Origin of the sequence: Paracidovorax cattleyae, assembly GCF_900104515.1 — a bacterium.
In the GTDB taxonomy this organism is placed as follows: domain Bacteria; phylum Pseudomonadota; class Gammaproteobacteria; order Burkholderiales; family Burkholderiaceae_C; genus Paracidovorax; species Paracidovorax cattleyae.
Genome location: NZ_FNJL01000049.1, coordinates 1 through 22,738, shown reverse-complemented (window position 1 = coordinate 22,738; position 22,738 = coordinate 1). Strand labels below are relative to the sequence as shown.

20 protein-coding genes are annotated in these 22,738 nt (G+C 69.8%); 10 read left to right on the top strand and 10 right to left on the bottom strand.

Annotated elements, in window-relative coordinates; all coding sequences use genetic code 11:
• From BLR05_RS24295 to BLR05_RS24275, 5 genes are all read left to right on the top strand, one after another.
• Positions 1–466: electron transfer flavoprotein subunit alpha/FixB family protein (locus tag BLR05_RS24295; RefSeq protein ID WP_208606065.1), on the top strand; the 466-nt coding region annotated here is incomplete at its 5' end.
• Positions 467–626: 160 nt separating this feature from the next.
• Positions 627–1,397, top strand: coding sequence for a class II aldolase/adducin family protein (locus BLR05_RS24290; protein WP_092840072.1), 771 nt, complete (start codon positions 627–629; stop codon positions 1,395–1,397).
• A gap of 17 nt (positions 1,398–1,414) precedes the next feature.
• Positions 1,415–2,407, top strand: coding sequence for a tripartite tricarboxylate transporter substrate binding protein (locus BLR05_RS24285; protein WP_092840069.1), 993 nt, complete (start codon positions 1,415–1,417; stop codon positions 2,405–2,407).
• 119 nt (positions 2,408–2,526) lie between these two features.
• Entirely contained in the window at positions 2,527–4,113 is a 1,587-nt protein-coding gene (locus BLR05_RS24280) for a methyl-accepting chemotaxis protein (protein ID WP_092840075.1), read from the top strand.
• 118 nt (positions 4,114–4,231) lie between these two features.
• Positions 4,232–4,609 (top strand): YXWGXW repeat-containing protein, encoded by a 378-nt coding sequence (locus BLR05_RS24275; RefSeq protein ID WP_092840067.1) that lies wholly within the window; start codon positions 4,232–4,234, stop codon positions 4,607–4,609.
• A 17-nt stretch (positions 4,610–4,626) separates the two neighbouring features.
• Here the strand turns inward: BLR05_RS24275 and BLR05_RS24270 are convergent, their stop codons facing one another.
• From BLR05_RS24270 to cysK, 5 genes are all read right to left on the bottom strand, one after another.
• Positions 4,627–6,360 carry an NAD(P)/FAD-dependent oxidoreductase gene (locus tag BLR05_RS24270; RefSeq protein WP_092840065.1) on the bottom strand — a complete coding sequence of 578 codons (1,734 nt, stop codon included), beginning with the start codon at positions 6,358–6,360 and terminating at the stop codon, positions 4,627–4,629.
• A 141-nt stretch (positions 6,361–6,501) separates the two neighbouring features.
• Positions 6,502–7,578, bottom strand: a complete 1,077-nt coding sequence (locus tag BLR05_RS24265) for a lysylphosphatidylglycerol synthase transmembrane domain-containing protein (RefSeq protein WP_092840062.1) — start codon at positions 7,576–7,578, stop codon at positions 6,502–6,504.
• Between the two features lie 21 nt (positions 7,579–7,599).
• Entirely contained in the window at positions 7,600–8,985 is a 1,386-nt protein-coding gene (clsB, locus tag BLR05_RS24260; protein WP_092840059.1) for a cardiolipin synthase ClsB, read from the bottom strand.
• Positions 8,982–9,761 (bottom strand): endonuclease/exonuclease/phosphatase family protein, encoded by a 780-nt coding sequence (locus tag BLR05_RS24255; RefSeq protein ID WP_092840056.1) that lies wholly within the window; start codon positions 9,759–9,761, stop codon positions 8,982–8,984. Before BLR05_RS24255 ends, clsB begins: the two co-directional genes overlap by 4 nt.
• A 381-nt stretch (positions 9,762–10,142) precedes the next feature.
• The gene (gene cysK / locus BLR05_RS24250; protein ID WP_092840054.1) at positions 10,143–11,060 is read right to left on the bottom strand and encodes a cysteine synthase A; all 918 of its coding nucleotides are present in this window, start codon (positions 11,058–11,060) and stop codon (positions 10,143–10,145) included.
• Positions 11,061–11,616: 556 nt separating this feature from the next.
• Between cysK and BLR05_RS24245 the strand changes: the two genes are divergently transcribed.
• Entirely contained in the window at positions 11,617–12,429 is an 813-nt protein-coding gene (locus tag BLR05_RS24245) for a Crp/Fnr family transcriptional regulator (protein WP_092840051.1), read from the top strand.
• Positions 12,430–12,605: 176 nt separating this feature from the next.
• A complete protein-coding gene (locus BLR05_RS26705) occupies positions 12,606–12,755 on the top strand; it encodes a hypothetical protein (protein WP_167361340.1) in 150 nt (49 codons plus the stop codon).
• A 5-nt stretch (positions 12,756–12,760) separates the two neighbouring features.
• Here the strand turns inward: BLR05_RS26705 and BLR05_RS24240 are convergent, their stop codons facing one another.
• Positions 12,761–14,377: a methyl-accepting chemotaxis protein gene (locus BLR05_RS24240; RefSeq protein ID WP_092840048.1), complete on the bottom strand. Its 1,617-nt coding sequence runs from the start codon at positions 14,375–14,377 to the stop codon at positions 12,761–12,763.
• Positions 14,378–14,667: 290 nt separating this feature from the next.
• On the opposite strand from BLR05_RS24240, the gene BLR05_RS24235 reads away from it, so the two are divergent.
• From BLR05_RS24235 to BLR05_RS24225, 3 genes are read left to right on the top strand one after another with little or no spacing between them, the layout of a single operon-like run.
• The gene (locus tag BLR05_RS24235) at positions 14,668–15,294 is read left to right on the top strand and encodes a methylamine utilization protein (RefSeq protein ID WP_092840045.1); all 627 of its coding nucleotides are present in this window, start codon (positions 14,668–14,670) and stop codon (positions 15,292–15,294) included.
• Complete coding sequence (locus BLR05_RS24230; RefSeq protein WP_092840042.1) at positions 15,291–17,630, top strand: putative bifunctional diguanylate cyclase/phosphodiesterase; 2,340 nt, start codon at positions 15,291–15,293, stop codon at positions 17,628–17,630. Before BLR05_RS24235 ends, BLR05_RS24230 begins: the two co-directional genes overlap by 4 nt.
• Before the next feature lie 4 nt (positions 17,631–17,634).
• Positions 17,635–18,615 carry a pseudouridine synthase gene (locus BLR05_RS24225; protein ID WP_092840039.1) on the top strand — a complete coding sequence of 327 codons (981 nt, stop codon included), beginning with the start codon at positions 17,635–17,637 and terminating at the stop codon, positions 18,613–18,615.
• Between the two features lie 15 nt (positions 18,616–18,630).
• Here the strand turns inward: BLR05_RS24225 and BLR05_RS24220 are convergent, their stop codons facing one another.
• From BLR05_RS24220 to BLR05_RS24205, 4 genes are all read right to left on the bottom strand, one after another.
• Positions 18,631–20,940, bottom strand: coding sequence for a PAS domain-containing protein (locus BLR05_RS24220; RefSeq protein WP_225979000.1), 2,310 nt, complete (start codon positions 20,938–20,940; stop codon positions 18,631–18,633).
• A 299-nt stretch (positions 20,941–21,239) separates the two neighbouring features.
• On the bottom strand, positions 21,240–21,809 hold the full coding sequence (locus tag BLR05_RS24215) for a hypothetical protein (RefSeq protein ID WP_092840037.1): 570 nt from the start codon (positions 21,807–21,809) through the stop codon (positions 21,240–21,242).
• Complete coding sequence (locus BLR05_RS24210) at positions 21,806–22,342, bottom strand: type VI secretion system amidase effector protein Tae4 (RefSeq protein ID WP_092840035.1); 537 nt, start codon at positions 22,340–22,342, stop codon at positions 21,806–21,808. The genes BLR05_RS24215 and BLR05_RS24210 overlap by 4 nt, the downstream gene beginning before the upstream one ends.
• A 55-nt stretch (positions 22,343–22,397) precedes the next feature.
• The coding region (locus BLR05_RS24205) for a transposase (RefSeq protein WP_143016006.1) at positions 22,398–22,738 on the bottom strand (341 nt) is incomplete at its 5' end.

Below are 22,738 nucleotides of genomic sequence, written 5' to 3'. Positions count from 1 at the left end.
GGCCACGGGCGGCTCGGCCGCGGTGGAGAAGTCCGATGCGGCCACCGACAGCGGCAAGAGCCAGTTCGTGGGCCGCGAGGTCACCAAGAGCGACCGGCCCGAACTCACGGCAGCCAAGATCATCGTCTCGGGTGGCCGGGCGCTGGGCAGCGCGGAGAAGTTCAACGAGGTGATGACGCCGCTGGCGGACAAGCTGGGCGCGGCCATCGGCGCGAGCCGTGCGGCGGTGGATGCGGGCTATGCGCCGAACGACCTGCAGGTGGGGCAGACGGGCAAGATCGTGGCGCCGCAGCTCTACATCGCGGCGGGGATCTCGGGGGCGATCCAGCACTTGGCGGGCATGAAGGATTCGAAGGTGATCGTGGCGATCAACAAGGATGCCGAGGCGCCGATCTTCAGCGTGGCCGACTACGGGTTGGAGGCGGACCTGTTCACTGCAGTCCCTGATCTGGCGGGGCGGCTCTGAGAGCCGCCAACACGACCCTTCCGGCGTCGTTGCCGCATCTTGTCGTACTACCCGTACTGCCTGCGATACGGCGCCTCGCCAGAACCGCTTCGCTGGGTCGTGTCAGCCGCTCCCATGCGCGTGCCAGCGCGCCCGTCCTGAACGCAAGAAAGGTTTCACCATGAATGCAATCCCTGAAGCTTCCAGCGTGCGCAGCGAGGTCACGCCCGAGGAATGGCAAACCCGCGTCGAACTGGCCGCCGCCTACCGGCTGGTGGCCCATTTCGGCTGGGACGATTTGATCTTCACGCACATCTCGGCGCGTGTGCTGGGCCAGCCGGACCAGTTCCTCATCAACCCCTACGGCATGCTGTTCGACGAGATCACGGCCTCCAGCCTGGTCAAGGTGGACCACCACGGCGAGCCCGTCATGGCGACGGAGTACGACGTGAATCCGGCGGGCTTCCTGATCCACAGCGCGATCCACGAAGGCCGCCCCGAAGTGCAGTGCGTGCTGCACACCCACACGCAGTACGGCGTGGCGGTGTCGGCGCAGGAAGGCGGCCTGCTGCCGATCTCGCAGCAATCCATCTTCCCGCTCGCGCGGCTGGCCTACCACGGCTACGAGGGTGTGGCGCTGCGCGACGACGAGCGGCCGCGGCTCGTGGCCGACCTGGGGGACGCCAGCTTCCTGATCCTGCGCAACCACGGCCTGCTGACCTGCGGGCGCAGCGTGCCCGAGGCCCTGCTGTCGATGTACACGCTCGAATCGGCCTGCCGCATCCAGATCCTGGCGCAGGCCGGCGGCGGCGCGCTCACGCGCATTCCGGGCGACATCGTTGCCACCTCGGTCGAGCAGTCGCGCCAGGTGACCAAGGGCAAGGGCGCGGGCCTGGCCTGGCCCGGGTTGCTGCGCCGGCTGGATCGCATCGATCCGGGCTACCGGACCTGAGTGGGAGACACGACCGCATGCCATTCGACTCCTCGCGCCGCGCCTTCCTGCACGCCGGCACGGCCCTGGCGGCTGGTGCCACGCTGCCCCTGGCGCCGGCCCGTGCGCAGGGCACCTGGCCCACCAAGCCGATCCGCATCGTCGTGCCCTACACGGCCGGCGGGTTCACCGACCAGATGGCGCGGCTGCTGCAGGTAGGGCTGCAGCAGCGCCTGGGCCAGCCCATCGTGGTGGACAACAAGCCCGGCGCCAACAGCATCATCGGGGTGGACGCCGTGGCCAAGGCCGCGCCGGACGGTCACACCTTCGGCGTGTTCATCGCCGCCTACGCCGCCAACACCACGCTCTACCCCAAGCTGCCCTACGACCCGAAGAAAGACCTGACGGGCGTGTCGCTGATGGGCGTGTCGCCGCTGGTGGCCGCCGTGTCGATGAACGCGCCCTTCAAGACGATGGCCGAACTGGTCGCCTACGGCCGTGCGAACCCCGGCAAGATCAGCTATGCCTCGTCGGGCAGCGGCTCGGCCGCGCACCTCACGTCGGAGCTGATGCGCCTGGTCACCGGGGTCGAGATGGTGCACGTGCCCTACAAGGGTGCCTCGCCCGCGCTGGCCGACCTGATGGGCGGGCAGGTGCCGCTGTTCCTCGATCCGCCGCCCAACCTGATCCAGCCCGCCAGGGCCGGCAGGATCCGGCTCATCGGCGTGGCCAGCGGCAAGCGCCTGCCGGCGCTGCCCGACGTGCCCACCTTCGCCGAGCTGGGCTACCCGGGCCTGGTCGGCAGCACCTGGGCCGCCATGCTGGCGCCCGCCGGCACCCCGGCCGACATCGTGCAGCGCATGTCCGGCGAGGTGGCGCGCATCATCCGCAGCCCCGAGGTGTCGCAGCGGCTGGAGCAGGCCATGGGCACCTTCCCCGAGGGGTCGTCGCCGCAGGAATGCAACGCTTTCATCGTGGCGGAGACTGCCAAGTGGGCCAAAGTGATCCAGGAGGCCGGCGTGGTGGTGTAATGGGGCCGCCCGGAGCCCCGCCAGGGGAATGCGCCGCTGCTGCCGGCCCGCAGCCGGAGGCTTTTCCCTCGCAGCGGCCGGTGCAGGCGTCCGCTCCGCTCAACCACGTACCGTCCGCCATGACCCTGAACCACACCCGTCTTTCCCTGCGCCTGGCGATCGCCTTCGGCATCGTCTGCCTCGTCATGTCGCTCGCCGCCGGGGTCGGCATATGGCGGTTGATGCAACTCCAGGACATCGCGGACGACCTGGGGGGAGAATCCTCCGAGCGGGCGCTGCTCGCCCGCGAGCTCCATTCCATCGTGGTGCTGAGTTCCGCGCGCGCCGAGGCGCTGCTGGAAGTCGGCAGCCCCGAATACACGGCCCGCGTGGATGCGGACCGCAAGCGGACGTCCGCGCGCTCCACCGAGGTGCGCAAGCGGCTCGAGGACCTCGCCGAGGACGCGGAGTCCCGGCGCATCTTCAAGGACATCGACACCGCGGGCAATGCCTTCCGCGCCGCGCGCGACGACCTCGTGCAGCGCCGCCGGTCCGGGGAAACGCTGCCGCCCGACGCCGTGGGCAAGCTGCTGCGGCCCGCCGCCGACCGCTATTCGGCTGCCGTGGAGGATATGGCCGACTACCAGCGCAAGCGCGTGACCGAGGCCCGCGCCCGGGCCGAGGCGAGCGAACGGCAGGGCATCGCGCTGCTCGTGGGCGGATCGCTGTTCGGGCTGCTGCTGAGCCTGGGTTGCGCGCTGCTGCTCTCGCGCTCCATCCTCGTGCCGCTGGCGCGGGCATCCGCGGTGTCCGATCGCATCGCGGAAGGGGACCTGACCTCGTCCGTGCCGCCCGCGGGGGCCGGCAACCGCGACGAGGTGCGCGCCCTGCTGGAGCGGCTGGGCGGCATGCAGCAGCGGCTGGCCGGGCTGGTCGTGGGCATGCGGCAGGCCAGCGCCTCCGTGGCGGGTGCCAGCGCGGAGATCGCCGCGGGCAACACCGACCTGTCATCGCGCACCGAGCACACGGCCTCCAACCTGGAGGAGATCGCCGCCAGCATGGAAGAGCTGATCGCCACCGTGCGCCACAGCGCGGACGCGGCGCAGCAGGCGAGCGCCCTGGCGGCCACCGCCAGCGATGTCGCGCGGCGCGGCCGCGACGCCGTCAGCCAGGTGGTCTCCACCATGGACGGCATCGCGCAGGCGTCCCGCAGGATCGCCGACATCACCGGCGTGATCGACGGCATCGCCTTCCAGACCAACATCCTCGCCCTCAACGCGGCGGTGGAGGCCGCCCGTGCGGGCGAGCAGGGCAGGGGGTTCGCCGTCGTCGCAGCGGAAGTGCGCAGCCTGGCGCAGCGGTCGGCCACGGCCGCCCGCGAGATCGGTGCCCTCATCGGCGACAGCGTGCACCAGGTGGGCGAGGGCACCCAGCAGGTGCATGCCGCGGGAAGCACCATGGGCGAGATCGTGGACTCGGTGCAGCAGGTCGCCACCATCGTCGGCGAGATCAGCACGTCCGCGCGCGAGCAGAGCACCGGCCTGGGGCAGGTCGGCGAGGCGGTGAGCCAGCTCGACCAGATGACGCAGCAGAACGCCGCCCTGGTGGAGGAGTCTTCCGCCGCGGCCCAGGGCCTGCGCATGCAGGCGCAGCAGCTGGCCGACCTGGTGGCGGCCTTCCGGCTGCCGGACGGCGCATCCGGCCAGGCGCCGGCCCTGCCACGCTGAAGCCCGCCGCGCGGACGGGCTTCGTCCATCTTTCCTTTTCTTTACACGGCCGTTGTCGGCGGAAGGGAGACGGCCGCGTTCAATGGGCATGCGTTTTCCTTCCCGATGGAGCCCAACGATGCCCCTCAACATTCCCGCTTCCCCTGGCCGCGCATCCGGCCGCATCCGCGCCGCAGGCACCCTGGCGATCCTCGCGGCCGCAGCCCTGTCCGGCTGTGTCGTGGCGCCGCCCAGGCAGGTCGTGGTCGAGCAGCAGGGGGCCGTGGTGGTCGCCCCCACCGCGCCCCCGGCGCCGTACGTGGAGACCGTGACCGTCGCTCCCTCGCCGGTACACGTCTGGGTGGGCGGTTTCTGGGAATGGGGCGGCGGCCGCTATGTCTGGCGCCCCGGCCACTGGGCCGCGCCGCCGCGGCCGGGCTGGGTCTGGGTGCCCCACCGCTGGGAGCCGGGCCCGGGCGGCTGGCACATGCGGCCGGGCCATTGGGCGATGCGCTGATCCGCGCCGCAGCCGACTCAGGGGGTGAACATCCTTTTGGCCACCGCCTCGCCCACCTTGATGCCGTCCACGCCGGCCGACAGGATGCCGCCGGCGTAGCTCGCGCCTTCTCCGGCGGGGTAGAGGCCGGCGGTATTGAGGCTCTGGAAGTCCTCGCCCCGGCCGATCTTGAGCGGCGACGAGGTGCGCGTTTCCACGCCGGTCAGCACGGCGTCGTGGCGGTCGAAGCCCTGGATCTTGCGGCCGAAGGCCGGCAGCGCCTCGCGCAGCGCGGCGATCGCATAATCCGGCAGGGCGGCGTGCAGGTCCGCCAGGGTGACGCCAGGCCGGTACGAGGGCTCGACCTCGCCGAACTCGCGTGAGACCTTGCCCGCGATGAAATCCCCGACCAGCTGGCCCGGCGCGTTGTAGTTGCCGCCCCCGAGCGCGAAGGCGCCGGATTCCAGCTGCCGCTGCAGCACGATGCCGGCGAGCGGATGGGCCTGGCCCGCGGCCAGTGCCTCGACGCCATGCGTGGCGCCGAGCGCGGCCTCGAACGCGGCCGGATCCGTGGGGTAGTCGGCCGGACCGATGCCCACCACCATGCCGGCGTTGGCGTTGCGCTCGTTGCGCGAATACTGGCTCATGCCGTTGGTCACCACGCGGCCGGGTTCGCTGGTGGCAGCCACCACCGTGCCGCCGGGGCACATGCAGAAGCTGTACACCGCCCGCCCGTTGGCTGCATGGTGCACGAGCTTGTAGTCGGCCGCGCCCAGCAGCGGATGGCCGGCATGCCGGCCCCAGCGCGCCCGGTCGATCAGCCCCTGCGGATGCTCGATGCGAAAGCCCACCGAGAACGGCTTGGCCTCCATGTGCACGCCGCGCCCGTACAGCATCGCGAACGTGTCGCGCGAGCTGTGGCCCAGGGCCATGACGACGTGCGATGCCTCCAGTTCGTGGGTCTGCCCCGTGGCCTGGTCCAGCACGCGCAGGCCGCGCACGTGCCGGCGCCCGGCCGCGTCGGTGTCCACTGCGATGTCGGTCACGCGCTGCTGGAAGCGCACTTCACCGCCCAGGGCGATGATCTGCTCGCGCAGCGTCTCGACCACCTTCACCAGCTTGAAGGTGCCGATGTGGGGATGCGCTGCATACAGGATCTCGGGCGGCGCGCCCGCCTGCACGAACTCCTCCATCACCTTGCGGCCGAGGTGGCGCGGGTCCTTGATCTGGCTGTAGAGCTTGCCGTCGCTGAACGTGCCCGCGCCGCCCTCGCCGAACTGCACGTTGGATTCAGGCTGCAGCTCGCGGCGGCGCCACAGGCCCCAGGTGTCCTGCGTGCGCTCGCGCACGGCCCGGCCCCGCTCCAGCACGATGGGGCGCAGCCCCATCTGCGCCAGCACCAGCGCCGCGAAAATGCCGCAGGGGCCGAAGCCCACCACCACCGGGCGCTCGCGCAGGCCGCCGGCGGGGGCGTGGCCCATGGGCTTCCAGGCCATGTCGGGTGTGGGCTGGATGTGCGGGCGGTCCGCATGATGTGCCAGCAGCACGGCTTCCTGGCCGGGGTCGGCGAGGGTGATGTCCACGATGTAGACGGCCAGCAGCTCGGGCTTGCGCGCATCGAAGCTGCGCTTGAAGACGTTCAGGTGGCCGATGTCGCCGGGCGGGAGGTCCAGGATGCGCGCTGCGGCGGCGCGCAGCGCGGGCTCGGGATGTTGCGTGCCGTCGGCCGGCAGGGCGGCCAGCGGCAGCTTGATTTCGGAAAGGCGGATCATGGGGCGTGCGGCCCGTGGTCATCGGGCGGTGCAGGGAAAAAGGCCAGAAATCATACGCTTGCCCGCGCAAACGCGCTCATCTGCCTGGCGCACATGCGCCCAGGCAATGGGCTGGCCGGTCAGCCCGACGGGTCGTAGCGGTCAGGCGGGCACCTTGCCGGGGGACTTCCCGGACGGGCTTGCGCCTTCTTCCTCCGCCTTCGGCGCCGCGCCGCGCCCGAAGCATTCCACCGCGCCGAAGGCCAGGGCCGCGAGCACCAGCGGTGCGAAGAAGTAGAGCGCGCGGTAGGCCAGCACCGTCGCCAGGGCCTGGGAGGTGGGGATGTATGCCGACAGCACGGCCGTGCCAACGGCCTCGAGCACGCCCAGCCCGGCCGGAATGCGCGACACCAGCCCGGCGACGGCGCCCAGCAGCACCGTGGCCAGCGCGGCCGCGTACGGGGTATCGCGCCCGGCCAGCACCCACACGGCCGCGCCCATCACCATCCAGTTGACCGTGGACACCAGCACCTGCAGCAGGGCCACGCGCCAGCCCGGCAGGGGAAAGTCGTGCCCGCGCCAGGCGATCGGCCGGCCGTGGCGCACGGCGCAGGCCACGACATAGGCGGCCGTGACCGCGGCCAGCGCAGTGCCGGCCCAGCGCAGTTCCTGCGGCCCGACGTGCCAGCCCTGCGGCAGCTGCGGGGACCAGGCCCAGAACACCGCGCCCGCGAGCACGAAGTAGCCCAGCCAGTTGGTGACGATGCTCTGCCCGATCACCTGGCCGATGGCACCCACGGACACGCCCTGCCGGGAATAGAGCCGGTAGCGCACCGATACCCCGCCGATGATCGAGCCGAGGTTCAGGGTGAACGGATAGGCGATGAGCGTGATGCCCACCGTACGCCCCACCGATAGCCCGTGCCGCGTGAAGTACCGGCCGAAGAGGTCGAAGCTGCTGTAGAGGCCATGGCTGGCGAGCGCCAGGGCGGCGGCCGCCAGCAGGGTGGGTGCCGGCAGCGCGAGGAAGGATTCCCACACCGCGCCCCAGTCCACGTTGCGCGCCTGCCGCACCAGCAGCGTGATGACGAAGACGACGAACGCCCCCGTGACCAGGGTCATGGCCCAGGGCCACCAGCGCTGCGAGCGCAGGCGCTGCCACCGGTTGTGCGATGCCGGGCGGCCAGCGGCAGCGGCGCGGTCTGGTGGCAGGGCGGGCGTGTGCGAGGCCGGAGACATGGTGGGTGCGCCGCGCCGGCCTCAGGTGGCGGACGGGCGGTGGCCCGGGTCGCCGCCCGTTGCGGAGGAGGAAAAGCCCGTGCCGGGCTGCACCAGCGATATCTCGGGTTCGTGGCGGGGCAGCCAGCCGGCCCATGCCGGGAACCATCGCATCAGGTGGAACAGGCAGTAGCTGCGCAGCAGGCGCAGCCCGTCCCAGCGGCCCGGTGGTGTGGGCTCGACCTGCCGGCAGCTGTGTTCCATGAGGTGGGCGAGGCGCCCGTGCAGCGTGGCGTTGAAGTCCCGGTCGCGGATGACCACGTTGGCCTCCAGGTTCAGCGACAGGCTCAGCGGGTCGAGGTTGCTCGATCCCACCGTGGACCACTCGCCGTCCACCAGCGCGACCTTGCCGTGCAGCGGCCGGTCGCAGTATTCGTAGATGCGCACCCCGCCGCGGATCAGGTGGTCATAGAGCATGCTGGCGGCAGTCCGCACGATCGGCATGTCGGGCCGGCCCTGCAGGACCAGGCGCACGTCCACCCCCCGGCGCGCCGCGCGCCGCATCTCGCGGATGAAGCGGTAGCCCGGGAAGAAATACGCATTGGCGATCACCACGCGCTCGCGGGCCGCGCGCAGCGCGACGCGGTAATGGCGCTCGATGTCGTTGGTGTGGGCATGGTTGTCGCGCGTGACGAAGATGGCGTCCGCGGATCCCGCCGCGGGGAACTGCCCGCCGGCGTCGCGGGCGCCGAAGGGCCACCGCCGGCGCGCTGCACCCGTGCTGGGGGCTGGCCCGGACGGGGGAGCGGCGCGGGCGGTCTCGGGAGCGCCTGCGGCACCGGCGTCGGGCTCTGCACTGGTGGTGGCCTGGGGGTTCGTGTGCCGGCCCGACTTCCTGTCACCCTTGTCCACGACGCTGCGCGCGAAGGCATGCATCTGCGCCACGATGGGGCCGCGCACCTCGACGGAATAGTCCTGTTTGGCTTCGGGGCCGAAGTCCGCGACATGGTCGGCGGAATAGTTGATGCCGCCGATGAAGCCGATTTCGCCGTCGACGACGACGATCTTGCGGTGCATGCGGCGCAGCATGTTCAGCCGCTGGCCGAAGATGCGGACGCCGCCCGGATCGAAGATGCGGAAGCGCACGCCGGCGGCCACGAGCGATCCGATGAAGGATTCGGAGAGGTCGGGCGAGCCGAATCCGTCCACGAGCACGTGCACCTCGGCGCCGTTGCGGGCGGCCTGCAGGAGCGCGGCGTGCAGGCCCTTGCCGATCTTGTCCTCGAACAGGATGAAGGTCTCCAGCAGCACTTCGCGCTTCGCCGCGGCGATCGCCTCGAACACGCGCGGGAAAAAGGCCTCGCCGTTCTCCAGCAGCTCGAAACGGTTGCCCGGCACCCAGCGCGAAGGGCGGCGCGTCGGTTTCATAGCGCGATCTCCGCCGCCAGGGGGGCGTGGTCCGACAGCTTGTGCCAGGGTTTGCGCGGCAGCACGACGGGAGCGTGCACCGACGCGTTGCGCACATAGATGCGGTCGAGCGCGAGCAGCGGCATGGAGGCCGGGAACGTGCGCACGGCGCGCCCGCCCGCATGCACGAACACCTCGTGCAGCCCGGCGCCCTTGCGCAGCACCTCGTGGGCGCGGCCGCGCCAGTCGTTGAAGTCGCCCGCCACGATCACGGGATCTTCGGCGGGGAAGGTGTTGACGAGGTCGCACACGCGCCGCAGCTGGCGCTGGCGGTGGGCTTCCTGCAGCCCCAGGTGGACGCAGATCGCATGCACCTGGCGGTCGTGCCCCGGCGGCTGCAGCACGCAGTGCAGCATGCCGCGCCGCTCCGGACCGCTCACGGAGATGTCGTGGTTCTCGTAGTGGACGATGGGGAACTTGGACAGCAGCGCATTGCCATGGTGCCCGCTGTCGTACACCGCGTTGCGGCCGTAGGCATATTGGCCCCAGATCGTGTCGGCCAGGAATTCGTAGTGCGGCTCCTGAGGGAAATTGGCCACGCGGCTGGCATGGCGCTGGTGCGTGCCCAGCACTTCCTGCAGGAAGACGATATCGGCCGCCACGCCGCGCACGGCCTCGCGCAGCTCGTGCAGCATGAAGCGGCGATTAAAGGAGGTGAAGCCCTTGTGCACGTTCACGGTCAGCACCTTGAACGCGACAGGAGAGGAGGTTTCTGCGTGGGAAGCCATGGATGCCATCGGTGGAAGGGCACCGCAGCCATGGCGGGTGGGCCAGCGGCCGCGGCGCAGGGTTCAACCGATTGTTCCGATCCCTGCACAGCCGTGCTGTAGGACTGTGGGCCGACCGCTTGTGCAGCCCTGGAACGCGCCGCAGCGGGCGAGCCGCGCGTCGGGACCCGGCGATAAGACAGGCCGCAGAAAGGAACCCATGGCGCAAACTGCCCACTGATTGCAGCCCGGGAGCCACCGCGGCCCCACCCATCAGAAGGCCGCGGAGCAGGCCAAGCCAGCAGACGCCGTGGAACGGGCTCCGCCCGGCCACCGGCGTCGTCACCCTTCCCGCCGTGCGCAGCACGGCGAGAGAAGGGGGAAGGCGCGCAGCGCCTCAGGGGGATGTACTCACGAAGGCAGGAAGCCCTCGACCGACAGATAGCGCTCGCCCGTGTCGTAGTTGAAGCCCAGCACCCGTGCACCCTGCGGCAGTTCGGGCAGTTTCTGTGCGATGGCTGCGAGCGTGGCGCCTGAAGAGATCCCCACAAGCAGGCCTTCCTCGCGCGCGGCGCGGCGGGCATATTCGCGCGCGGGCTCGGCATCGACCTGGATCACGCCGTCCAGCAGGCTCGTGTCCAGGTTCTTCGGCACGAAACCCGCACCGATGCCCTGGATGGGGTGGGGCGCCGGCTGGCCGCCGGAGATCACCGGCGAGGCCACGGGCTCCACGGCGAACACCTTGAGCTGGGGAAATTTCGGCTTGAGCACGCGCGCCACTCCGGTGATGTGGCCGCCGGTGCCCACGCCCGTGATGAGCGCATCGATGCCTTCGGGGAAGTCAGCCAGGATCTCCTGCGCCGTGGTGCGCACGTGCACGTCGATGTTGGCGGGGTTCTCGAACTGCTGGGGCACCCAGGCGCCGGGCGTCTGAGCGGCCAGTTCCTGGGCGCGGGCGATGGCACCCTTCATGCCCTTCTCGCGGGGGGTGAGGTCGAACTGCGCGCCGTAGGCGAGCATGAGGCGGCGGCGCTCGATGCTCATGCTCTCGGGCATCACGAGGACGAGGCGGTAGCCCTTCACGGCGGCGACCAGCGCCAGGCCGATGCCGGTGTTGCCCGAGGTGGGCTCGATGATGGTGCCGCCGGGCTGCAGCGCGCCGGAACGCTCGGCGTCCTCCACCATGGCCAGCGCGATGCGGTCCTTGATGGAGCCGCCCGGGTTGCTGCGCTCGGACTTGACCCAGACGTTCGTACCCGCCCCGAAGAGCCGGTTGATGCGCACGTGCGGCGTGCTGCCGATGGACTGCAGGATGGTGTCGATCTTCATGGCGTCTCCACGGTGGAAAAAAGGTTCCTGAGGAACGGGAACGGGCCATTGTGGACCACTCCTACGACACGGCCTGCATATGGATATGCCGCTGTTTTCATACATCAGGCGTTCCTGCTGAATGCAAAATTTAATTTATGGAAAAAATTATAAAGTCGTAGGAGTATTTATTGTTCCGCGATGGATAGGGAACAAATACGGAGGCTATCTCGACGTCAGCTTCACCGGCGGCTTCTGGGGGCGTCGCTCAATCCGCCGGCCATGGCCAAGCGCCGCCCGGTGCCCCCCACCTCACCAGCCGCTGGCCCGGCCCGGCGGTCAAGGTGGCGGAGTTCGACGCGCAGACCCCTTCGGTCAGCGATTGGGCGGTGCAGGCGTTGCCGGTGGACGGGGGGTGAACACGATCGAGTCCGGGCGCGGGCTGCGGCGCCGGCCCCATCTATTTCGACAACGTCGTCCTGCGGCAGCGACGGCAGCGACGGCCGGGGCGGAGGGGCCGCCCGCCTCGTGGTTTCCCCTGAACCATCCGACCCGCGTTTCCACCATCCTCGGCCCCATGTCCGAAGAACTCTCGCTCCACCAGCGCCGCCGGCGGCCCACGCCGGCCGAGCTGCAGGGTATCCCCTGGCTCGCCGCCCTGGCGCCGACCGAGCGGGACCGGGCGATGGATGCGCTGGTGGTGGGCGATGCCCAGGTCGGCGATTTCGTGTGCCGGCGCGGCCGGCCCGTCACCTACTGGTTCGGCGTGGTGGAGGGCCTGCTCAAAATGAGCACCGACAACGCCCGAGGGCAGACGATGACGTTCGCGGGCGTGCCGCCCGGCGGCTGGTTCGGCGAGGGCACGGCCGTGAAGCGCGAGCCCTACCGCTACGACATCCAGGCGCTGCGCCGCAGCGTGGTGGCGGGGCTGCCGATCGACACCTTTCACTGGCTGCTGGACCACTCCCTGGGCTTCAACCGCTTCGTGATGCAACAGCTCAACGAGCGGCTGGGCCAGTTCATCGCCGCGCGGGAGATCGATCGCCTGGGCAGCCCGGACGCGCGCGTGGCGCGGGGGCTGGCAGCGCTCTTCAATCCGCTGCTCTATCCCGGCGTGGGCCACGTGCTGCGCATCACGCAGCAGGAACTGGGTTACCTGGTGGGCCTGTCGCGCCAGCGCGTGAACGAGGCGCTGGCCGCGTTGCAGGCACAGGGGGCCATCCGCGTGGAGTACGGCGGCCTGCGGGTGCTGGACCTCCAGGCCCTGCGCGAGAGCGTTTTCGCGGGAGCCGCCGAAGAAGGCGAGCCGCCCGCAGCCGGGCGGCCGACGGCACCGGCCTCCCGCCGCACGCCGCGCCACCGCCCGGTCCGCGCAGAGGCGCGGGTGTAACGGCCACGGGCGTACCAGGCGTGGGTGTAACTGGCGTGGGTGTAACTGGCGGGGGGCAGTCGTGCCCCCTGGGCGGCCGCCCTTCGTAAAACCGGGCGCGCCCACCTCACCCCGGCCCAGGTCGGCCTGGCCTTCGGCAGCGGGCAGGTCTAACACGGTGCAGTCTTGCTGGCGACGTGCCGGGCGGCAGCGCCGCCACGGCGTTCACCGAGTACAGCACGTCGGCCACGGTCAACGTCGGCGATGGCGGCAAGTACCGCGTCACGGGCGGGCAGGCCACGTTCTGGGCCGACCCGCAGAGCGTGGCCACGCCGGTCAGCGAATAGCGCCTTCAGCCGGGAAGCGCGGGCGCCACTCCCGCTTCGCCCGGTATGCGCTGCAGGCGGAATGCGCCCACCATCTCGGTCAGGCGGCCGGCCTGCTCGCGCAGGCTGCCGGCCGCCGCGCTGCTTTCTTCCACCAGGGCGGCGTTCTGCTGGGTCATGTTCTCCAGGGCGCTCACGGACTGGCTCACCTGGCCGATGCGGTCGCTCTGCTCGTGGGCCGAGGTGGTGATCTCTCCCATGATGGACGACACCTTCTGCACCGATTGCACGAGTTCCCCGATGGTGGCGCCGGCCTGGGCGACCAGGCTGGAGCCTTCCTGCACCTGCCCGGAGCTGGCGAGGATCAGCGCCTTGATCTCGCGGGCGGCCTCGGCGCTGCGCCCCGCCAGCGCGCGCACTTCGCCCGCCACCACGGCGAAGCCGCGGCCCTGCTCGCCTGCGCGGGCCGCCTCGACTGCGGCGTTGAGCGCCAGGATGTTGGTCTGGAAGGCGATGCCGTCGATCACGCCGATGATGTCCGAGATCTTGCGGGAGCTGGCGCTGATCACATCCATGGTGCGCACGACCTGGGAGACCACCTCGCCGCTGCGCGTGGCGACCTGCGCGGCGGAGGCCGTCATCTGGTTGGCCTGCCGGGCGGCGTCGGCGCCCTGGTGGACGGTCTGGGTCAGGTCTTCCAGGGCGGAGGCGGCCTCCTGCAGGTTGCCGGAGGTCTGCTCGGTGCGGTGGCTCAGGTCCAGGTTGCCCGAGGCCACCTCGGAGCTGGCCTGGAGGATGGAGTCGGCGGTGGTGCCGATGTGCCCCACCAGGCCGCGCAATTGCTCCTGCATCGCCGCGATCGCGTCCAGCAGGCGGCCGGTCTCGTCGTGGATGCGGACCTCCACGCGGGACGTCAGGTCCCCGCGCGCGATGCGCTCGGCCACCACGACGGCGCGTCCGATGGGCTGGGTGATGGTGGCCGTGGTGCGCCAGGCGATGAACAGGCCCAGGGCGATGGCGATGGCCACCAGCGCGCCGCCGGTCAGGCGCGAGCGGGTCTGGGTCTGCTGCGCGTCGGCAGCGGCGTCGGCGTTCAGGGTGTTCTGCAGTTCCACCAGCTGCGCCAGCTTGTCGCGCCATGCCGCCTCGGGCGGCGCCACGCGGGTCATGAGGCCGAGCGTGGCGCTGACCGTGTCGCCGTCGGTGACCAGCTTGAGCGCGCCTTCGATCTCGGGCCGGGTCTTGCGGGACTGTGCCTGGATGTCCGCCATCAACTGGCGCTCTTCGGGCGTCGCGCTTCCGGAGTCCAGCAGCGCCGCGAGTTCGGCCTCCTGCCTGGCGTACCGTTGCAGGGTGTCGTTCGCCTTGCGCGCCTGGTCCTCTGCGTTGCGGGGGTCGATGTCGCCGAGCATCGCGGCCGAGCGCGCGTGGATGCCCGTGGCGCTCACGGTCTGCAGCATGCCGTTGGCCAGCCGTGCCTTGGCGGCGCCCGCGCCGGTGATCTGCTGCATCTGCCGGTTCATGCCCGACATGGAGAAGTGGCCCAGCGCCGCCACGGCGACCAGCAGGGCCAGCATGCATCCGAAGCCGAGCAACAGACGGCGCGAAATCGAGAGGGAGCGAAGGAATGTGACGGCCTGCATAGTGTGTTTCCGGTAGCCTGGTCGGATGTCAGGAGTTCATTGCAAGATAAGTGCCAATAGAAAGCCTGGTGTTGTTACAAATGAGGACCGCAGGCAAGCCACTTCGCTGGCATGCTCCGCATGGCGGAAGCTGCGTGCGATGAACCATTGGTTCATTCCATGAACCGCCTATCCCATCGTTTCAAGCTATTCATTTAATAGCTTATTCTTGAATTGGACTTATCGTGCCAGAGTCCTGCGCACCGAAGCGTGGCACGGTGGTTTTGTTACATATGGCCGCTGGAGGTGACATGTTGAATGCAGGTGTGATGCGCTCGGTGTGGATCTCCATCCTGCTGCTGGCGCTGTTCGCCGGCACCGCTGCGCGGGCCGCCCTGGTGCAGGTGCTGGTGCAGGACGGCGCGGGCAAGCCGCTGAAAGGCGCAGTGGCGTTCCTGGATTCCGCCCAGGCGCGCAAGCAGGCGAAGCCGCTGCCGTCCGCCGAGGTCGCCCAGGAAAAGCGGACCTTCGTGCCCGATGTGCTCGTGGTCACGGCCGGCACGCAGGTGCAGTTCCCCAACCACGACACGGTGCGCCACCACGTCTATTCCTTCTCGCCGGCCAAGAAGTTCGAGATCAAGCTCTATTCGGGCACGCCGGCCAATCCCGTGCTGTTCGACCAGCCGGGCGTCGTGGTGCTGGGCTGCAATATCCACGACCAGATGGTGGGCTGGATCCTCGTGCTGGAAACGCCGTACTACGGGCGTTCCGAGGCGTCGGGCGCGGTGCGCCTCGACAAGGTGCCGCCGGGCGACTACACGCTGCGGGTGTGGCACCCGGGGCTGCCGGTGGGCGCTCCCGCCCAGGCCCAGCCGCTCGCCGTTGCCGAGCCGGGCGGGGCGCCGGTGACCGTGCGGCTGGCAGGGGCCGTGCAGTGACCTGGCGCGCGTTCGGCCAGAGCCTGATGTTCCGGCTGGCCGGGGTGTCGCTGCTCCTGCTCCTGCTGGTGCAGGCGGCCGGGTTCCTGGTGGTGCGTGCGTCCATCGAGCGCAACGCCCGGGCGCAGATCGCCGTGGGGCTGGATGCGGACGAGCGGGTCTGGCGGCGCCTCATCGACCAGAACGCGGAACGGCTCCAGCAGGCGTCGGCGCTGCTGGCGGCCGACTACGGCTTCCGCTCGGCCGTCAATTCCGGCGATGCCGAGACCATCGCGTCGGTGCTCTACAACCACGGGGGGCGCATCGGGGCCGCGGTCGCGGCCCTGCTGGACACCGAGATGCAACTGGTGGTGTCTTCCGCCTCGGATGCCTCCAGCGACTCGCGCTCGACGCTGCTCGGCGTGCTGCCCCTGCTGACGCGGCAGCCCGGCCGCAGCCAGATCGCGATCGTGGCCGGCGTGCCCTACCAGTTCGTGATGGTGCCCATGCGGGCGCCCCTGGTGATCGGCTGGGTGCTGATGGGATTCCCGGTCGGCCAGGCGCTGGCTACCGAGATGCACCAGTTGCAGTCGATCGAGGTGGCCATCGTGGTGCGCGGCCCCGACGGCCAGCGGTCCGTGCCGGTGAGCACCTTGCCGGAAGGCGACCGGCAGCGGCTGGTCGGACTGGCGGCGGACGACGAGGTGCAGATGGATGACGGCCCGCTGCTGCTCCGCCGGGTGCCCCTCGAGAGCGTCAACGGCGAGACGCACGTGCTGCTGATGCGCTCCCTGGACGGCGTGCTGGCGCCCTACCGCCACCTGCAGGTGCTGCTGGGCGCCATCACGCTCGGGGGCGTGGCGCTGTTCGCGGTCGGCTTCGCGCTCATGGCGCGGCGGGTGGCCGCCCCCCTGCGGGCGGTGACGGAGGCCACGCAGCGCATTTCGCGCGGCAACTATGCCGAGCCGATCGAGCACACGCATCGCAAGGACGAGATCGGCCGCCTGGCGCGCTCTTTCGACCGCATGCGGCTGGGCATCGCGACCCAGCAGGACGAGATCCGCCAGCTCGCCGACACCGACCGGCTCACGGGCGTGCCGAACCGGGAGCGGTTCCGCCGGCTGCTGATGGAGGCCATGGAGCACGGGGACCGCCCCGGAGAGCCGCTGTCGGTGATCGCCCTGGACCTCGACCGCTTCAAGCAGGTCAACGATGTGCTGGGCTATGCGCTCGGCGACCGGCTGCTGCAGGCGGTGGTGGCGCGCATCGCGGCCCACCTGCGCCCGGAGCGGGAGATCGTGGCCCGGCTCGGGGGCAACGAGTTCGCCGTGCTGCTGCCCGGCGCCGACGAGGCAGCGGCCCGCGATACGGCGCAGCGCATCACGCGGGCGTTCGAGTCGCCCCTGGTGTTCGAGGACCAGATGGTGGACCTGAGCGCGGGCATCGGCATCGCCTGCTGGCCGGGCCCGGCCCATGATGCCGACACCCTGCTCAGCCACGCGGAAATCGCGATGTACGCGGCCAAGCGGCGCCTGCACGGCGCGCAGATCTACGACCCTTCGATGGAATCGTCCAGCGCGGCGGCGCTGTCGCTGCTGTCCGAGCTGCGCCATGCGGTGGAGGCCGGCGAACTGCGGCTTTTCCTGCAGCCCAAGCTCCGGCTGGACGGCCAGGACGGCTGCGGTGCCGAGGCGCTCGTGCGCTGGCAGCATCCCGAGCGCGGCCTCGTGCCGCCGATGCAGTTCATCCCCTTCGCCGAGCAGACCGGTTTCGTGCGGCAGCTCACGCTCTGGATCTTCGAGCAGGCCGCGCGCTACCTCGCGCAGCCGCAGGTGCGCGGCCTGGGGCTGCGCATTTCGGTGAACCTGTCCACGCGCGACCTCATGGACACGGACCTGAGCACCCGCCTGGGCACGCTCATGGCACGGCACGGCGTGGAAGCGGCCGGGTTCTGCCTGGAAATCACCGAAAGCGCCATCATGGACGACCCCGGCCGGGCCGAGGCCATGCTGAACCGGCTGTCCGTGCAGGGCTTCAAGCTGTCCATCGACGACTTCGGCACCGGCTACTCCTCGCTGGCCTACCTCAAGCGCCTGCCGGTGGACGAACTGAAGATCGACAAGTCCTTCGTCATGGGCATGGCGGCGGATGCCGGCGACGCGCAGATCGTGCGCTCGACCATCGACCTCGCGCACAACCTGGGGCTCTCCGTCGTGGCCGAGGGCGTGGAATCCGCCGTGATCCTGGAGCAGCTGCGCGGGCTGCGCTGCGACGAGGCCCAGGGCTACCACATCGGCCGGCCGATGCCCGCTGACGACTTCCTCGCCTGGCACGCGGCCGCGGCCGCGCGAAAATAGCGCCATGTCCGATTCCGCTCCCCGCCGCCGTCTGTCGCTTCCGCCCAGCGGCCCGCGCACCATCCAGCCCGATCCTGCTTCCCGGTCCGCCCCGCCCCGCGCGGCAGGCCCCCGGCCTGCCGGCCGGTTCACCCTGCGCACCCCGGAGGCCGGTGCAGGTGCCGCGCCGCGCTCCGGCCCGCAGGAAGCGGCCCCCCGCGCAGCCGCTGCCCGTCCCGGTTCCGTCCCGTCCGGCACCTCGCGCCTGAACAAGCGCATGGCCGAGCTGGGCCTGTGCTCTCGCCGCGAGGCGGACGACTGGATCGCCAGCGGCTGGGTGCGCGTGAACGGCCAGGTCGCCGCCATGGGGCTGCAGGTGTCGCCCACGGACCGCATCGAGGTGGACCCCGCCGCCCGCGGCCAGCAGGAGCGGCAGGTGACCATCCTGCTGCACAAGCCCATGGGCTACGTGAGCGGGCAGGCCGAGGACGGCCACACGCCCGCGGTCGTGCTCATCAACCCGCGCGCCCACTGGCGCGAGGACCCGAGCCGGCAGCGCTTCTCGCCCCCGCAGCTGCGCGGCCTCGCGCCCTGCGGCCGGCTGGACATCGATTCCGTCGGACTGCTCGTGCTCACGCAGGACGGCCGCGTGGCGCGGAATCTGATCGGCGAAGACTCCGAGGTGGAGAAGGAATACCTCGTGCGCGTGCATTACGGCGACGTCGCCACCGACGTGCAGTCCGCCTTCCCGGCCGAGCAGCTGGCCCGCCTGTGCCACGGCCTGTCGCTGGACGGCCAGGCGCTCAAGCCGGCCAGGGTGGAGTGGCAGAACCCCGAACAGCTGCGCTTCGTGCTGCAGGAAGGCAAGAAGCGGCAGATCCGCCGCATGTGCGAACTGGTCGGCCTGAAGGTGGTGGGTCTCAAGCGCATCCGCATCGGCCGCGTGGTGCTGGGCAACCTGCCCGTGGGGCAGTGGCGCTACCTGGGGCCGAACGAGCGGTTCTGATCCGGCCTGCCGGGGTCAGCCGCCGCCGGGCTGGATGCCGGTGTCGGGCGCATCCAGCGCCTCGCGCACCCGCAACGCCAGGTCTTCCAGGGTGTAGGGCTTGCCGAGCAGGTGCACGCCCGCGTCCAGCACGCCGTTGTGCACCACGGCGTTGCGCGTGTAGCCGGTGGTGAAGAGCACCTTCAGTCCCGGGCGGCGGCGCAGCGCTTCCTCCGCCAGCTTGCGGCCGTTCACGTCGGGCATGACGACGTCGGTGAACAGCAGGTCGATCTCCGGGTGCGCATCGATCAGCTTCAGCGCCGCGGCGGCGCCGTCGGCTTCCAGCACGCGGTAGCCGAGTTCACCCAGCGCATCCACGGAGAACTGCCGCACGGCGGCCTCGTCCTCCACCACCAGGACCACGTCCTGCGCATCTCCCAGGGGCGGACGCGGCGCGTCGGCGGGTTCGGCCTCTTCCTGGGCGGAATCCACCAGGCGCGGCAGGTATACCTTGACGGTGGTGCCTTCGCCGAGCTCGGAGTAGATCTTCACGTGCCCGTCGGACTGCTTGATGAAGCCGTACACCTGGCTCAGCTCCAGGCCGGTCCCCTTGCCCACGTCCTTGGTGGTGAAGAACGGGTCGAACGCCTTGGCGATCACCTCCGGCGGCATGCCCGTGCCGGTGTCGCTCACGGCGATCAGCACATACTGCCCCGGCGCCACGCCCAGGTGCTCCGCGGCGTAGCGATCATCCAGGTGCGCGTTGGCGGTCTCGATGGTCAGGCGCCCGCCGTCGGTCAGCGCGCCCATGGCGTCGCGGCCGTTGACGGCGAGGTTCAGGATCACGCTCTCGAGCTGGTTGCGGTCGGCATGGATGCGCCAGAGCCCGCCGGCGAGTACTGTTTCCAGGCGGATCGCGCCGTCCAGCGAATGGCGCAGCATGTCGGACATGCCGGCGATCAGCTGGTTGGCATCCAGCGACACCGGGCTGAGCGGCTGCCGGCGCGAGAAGGCCAGCAGCCGCTGCGTGAGCTGAGCCGCGCGCCGGGCCCCGCCACGGGCCGCGTCGATGTAGCGCCGGGCCCGCGGCTCGCCCGCGGCGAAGCGGCGGTCCAGCAGTTCCAGCGAGCCCAGCACCACCGCCAGCATGTTGTTGAAATCGTGCGCGATGCCGCCGGTGAGCTGGCCCACCGCTTCCATCTTCTGCGCCTGGCGCAGCGCTTCTTCCGTCCTGAGCCGCTCGGCCACCTCCAGCGCCACGCGCTGCTCCAGGGCGTCGTTCAGTTCGCGCAGCGCACGCTCGGCGCGGTGGCGATGCGTCACGTCCTGGAACAGCACGGCCACCTGGCGGCGCTCGGCCGGCTCCACGCGGAAGGCGGACAGCTCCAGGTAGCGGCGGGTTTTCACCAGTTCGCGCTCGAAGCGGATCGGCTCGCCGGTGAGCAGCACGTTCCGGTAGATCTCCACCCAGGCATCGGCCTCGTCAGGCACCATATCGCGCACGCGCTGCCCCACCACGTCGGGAATGCCGGCATTGGCGAGGTACGCCGGGTTGGCGGAGACGTGCACGTAATCGCTCAGCAGGCCGTGGGGCCCGTCGAGGAATTCGATCACGCAGAAGCCTTCGTCCATCGTCTCGAACAGCGTGCGCAACTGCAGTTCGCTTTCGCGCAGCGCACTTTCGGCGGCCTTGCGGGCCGTGAGGTCGGTGGCGGTGCCGAACCACTCCGTCACCTCGCCGTCGGCGCCCAGCAGCGGCATGGCGCGCGACAGCGTCCAGCCGATGCTGCCGTCCACGCGGACCACGCGGTGCTCGAGTTCCAGCAGGCTGCGCGTCGCCATGGCCTGTGCGATCGCCGCGCGCACCTGCGGCTGGTCTTCTTGCGGCACGTATTGCTCCACCCAGGAGCGCATGGGTTCACTGGTGTCGGCCACGAAGCCCTGGCCGTTGATCTCCAGCAGGCGGCTCCAATCCGCGCTCATGCGGTAGACCGCGTTGGCAGTGGCCAGCGTGAGGGCTTTCAGCCGCGATTCGCTGTCGGCCAGCCGGCGCTGCGCGAGCAGCTTGCCGGTGGTCTCCGCGACCGCGCAAAGGATGCCCTGTACGCTCCCGTCGTCGTCGCGCAGGGGCGTGTAGGAGAAGCTGAACCAGGCCGGTTCGGCATGGCCGCGGCGGTTGACGATCAGCGGCAGGTCCTCGCGGTAGAGGGCTTCACCTGAAAGGGCCGTGGCCACCAGCAAGCTCACGTCCGGCCAGATCTCGCCCCACACCGCATCCAGCGCCGAGCCCATGGCCCACGCGTGCTTGTTGCCCAGCATCTCGGCATACGGCGCGTTGTAGACCATGCCCAGGCGCGGCCCCCAGCCATGTCGGTGCCAGCGAGTCGAGCACCAGGGACGCCGCAGCCCGCAACGGCCGAGGCCAAGCGGCGGGGTGCCCCAGCGGCGACGCTCCCCACTCGCATTCGCGGAGCAGCGGATGCGCTGGCGTTCCGTCGGGCAGAAAATGGGGCGCAGAAGCGGTCATGTCAGCGAATGTAACCGTGCGCGTACCTGCGTGCCAAATCTGCGCGGAATGACCCGATGCCTGGACGGACGACTGGACAGTGGTCTGCCCCTCAGACTGCCGCTGTGTTCCTCTACGCTCAGCGCTTTGGGCAGGATCTCGGGAACGCCTGTACAGCGCCATCGGGAGGGATCCCAAAATCTTCCCGCGGCTGGCGCGCAAAGGCGGACCACTGCGATTCTTCGAGCGTGATGGCTCCCCGCGTACAAACAGCGTCGATGCGTGCAGGCGTGGCGCTGCAGTCGATGCGGGAAAAAATGCACCGGTCTCCGGTAGCAATGCCGATGCCTGGCACATCACGTTTCGCCACGAGCATGTAGCTGTCGTCCTGATTGGTTTTCAGCGGACCTGCGGGGAGCATGCCTTTGACGGCAAGCATGAGGCCGGGAACGGCGAGCACGGCTGCCGATAACGCGATCAATGCGGGGTAGGGACTTTCGCCTTTGGCCTCTCGGCGTTTCATCAGCACGTATCCGGCCGACAGAAATGCAGCGAAGGCGGCGCTGACGATGGATGCGAGCGTGTAAAGATTGCAGCCGCCATCGCAATCTCCGGCCTGGAACGTTCTGATGAAGAAAAAGCCGCCGACCAGACACGACATCAGTGCGGCGCAGATCAGCGCCAACAGGGAGAAGGGGCGCCTCATCATGGAAGAGGCCAGAAGACGACCGCCCGCGAATTCTCGAGATCGGAATAGATACCGGGAATACGGCCGATTATTCCCAACGTGAATCGCGTGAAGTTCAGCCACGACGGAGTGAGCCGGTCCATGTTCCACAGATCGATGTGGTCGCCCGTGGGTAATTTTTCTCCGTCACGCATCCAATAGTCCTTGAAGAATACGATGCCTCTGCGTGCAGCAATTTTCTTGTGGAAAGATGGTCCTTCCACCTGGATGGAGACAGGGCAAAGTGCGAAAGGCCTGGTGTTCAACCAGTCTGCCAGTTCCTGCGCTCTGAGCACCATGCCATTGCCACGCGCGCCGAATTCGCAGCGGGGACCTCTGAAGCGCTTGAAGCTGACACCCGACTTTTCGAGTGCTGCTCCTAGCCGGATTGCGCACTGGTTGTCATAGGCTTTCTTGCCATTGGCCGAGTTGATGCAGGGATCGTTGGCCGGATAATTCCTCCAGAGCTCGTCAAAGCTGATCCCGGTATCGGGATTGTTTTCTTCCCCCGACATCGCTGTTGGACCTTTCGCGCTACCGTCTTTAGGAAGCTTGGCATCCTAGAGGGTGTTATGAACTTCCCGCTGCGGCCAGCACCCGCGCGGCGGCGGGCAACATGAGCACTGCAAACACCAGGAAATGCAGTCCGCTGAGCACTTCGGGCAGCCGCTCATAATCCCGAGAAAGCCTGCGGAACCTCGCCAGCCAGCCGAAGCTTCGCTCCACCACCCAGCGCCGCGGCAGCAGCACGAAGCCCTTCTTCGCCTCGGGCAGCTTCACGATCTGCAGCTCGATGCCGTTGTCCCGTGCGGCCTCTGCTGCCGCCTCGCCCGTGTAGCCTTGATCCGCCCAACCCCGCTTCACCGAGTGGCCCGTGGCCTGCTGTACGTCTTCGCACAACTTCTGCACCT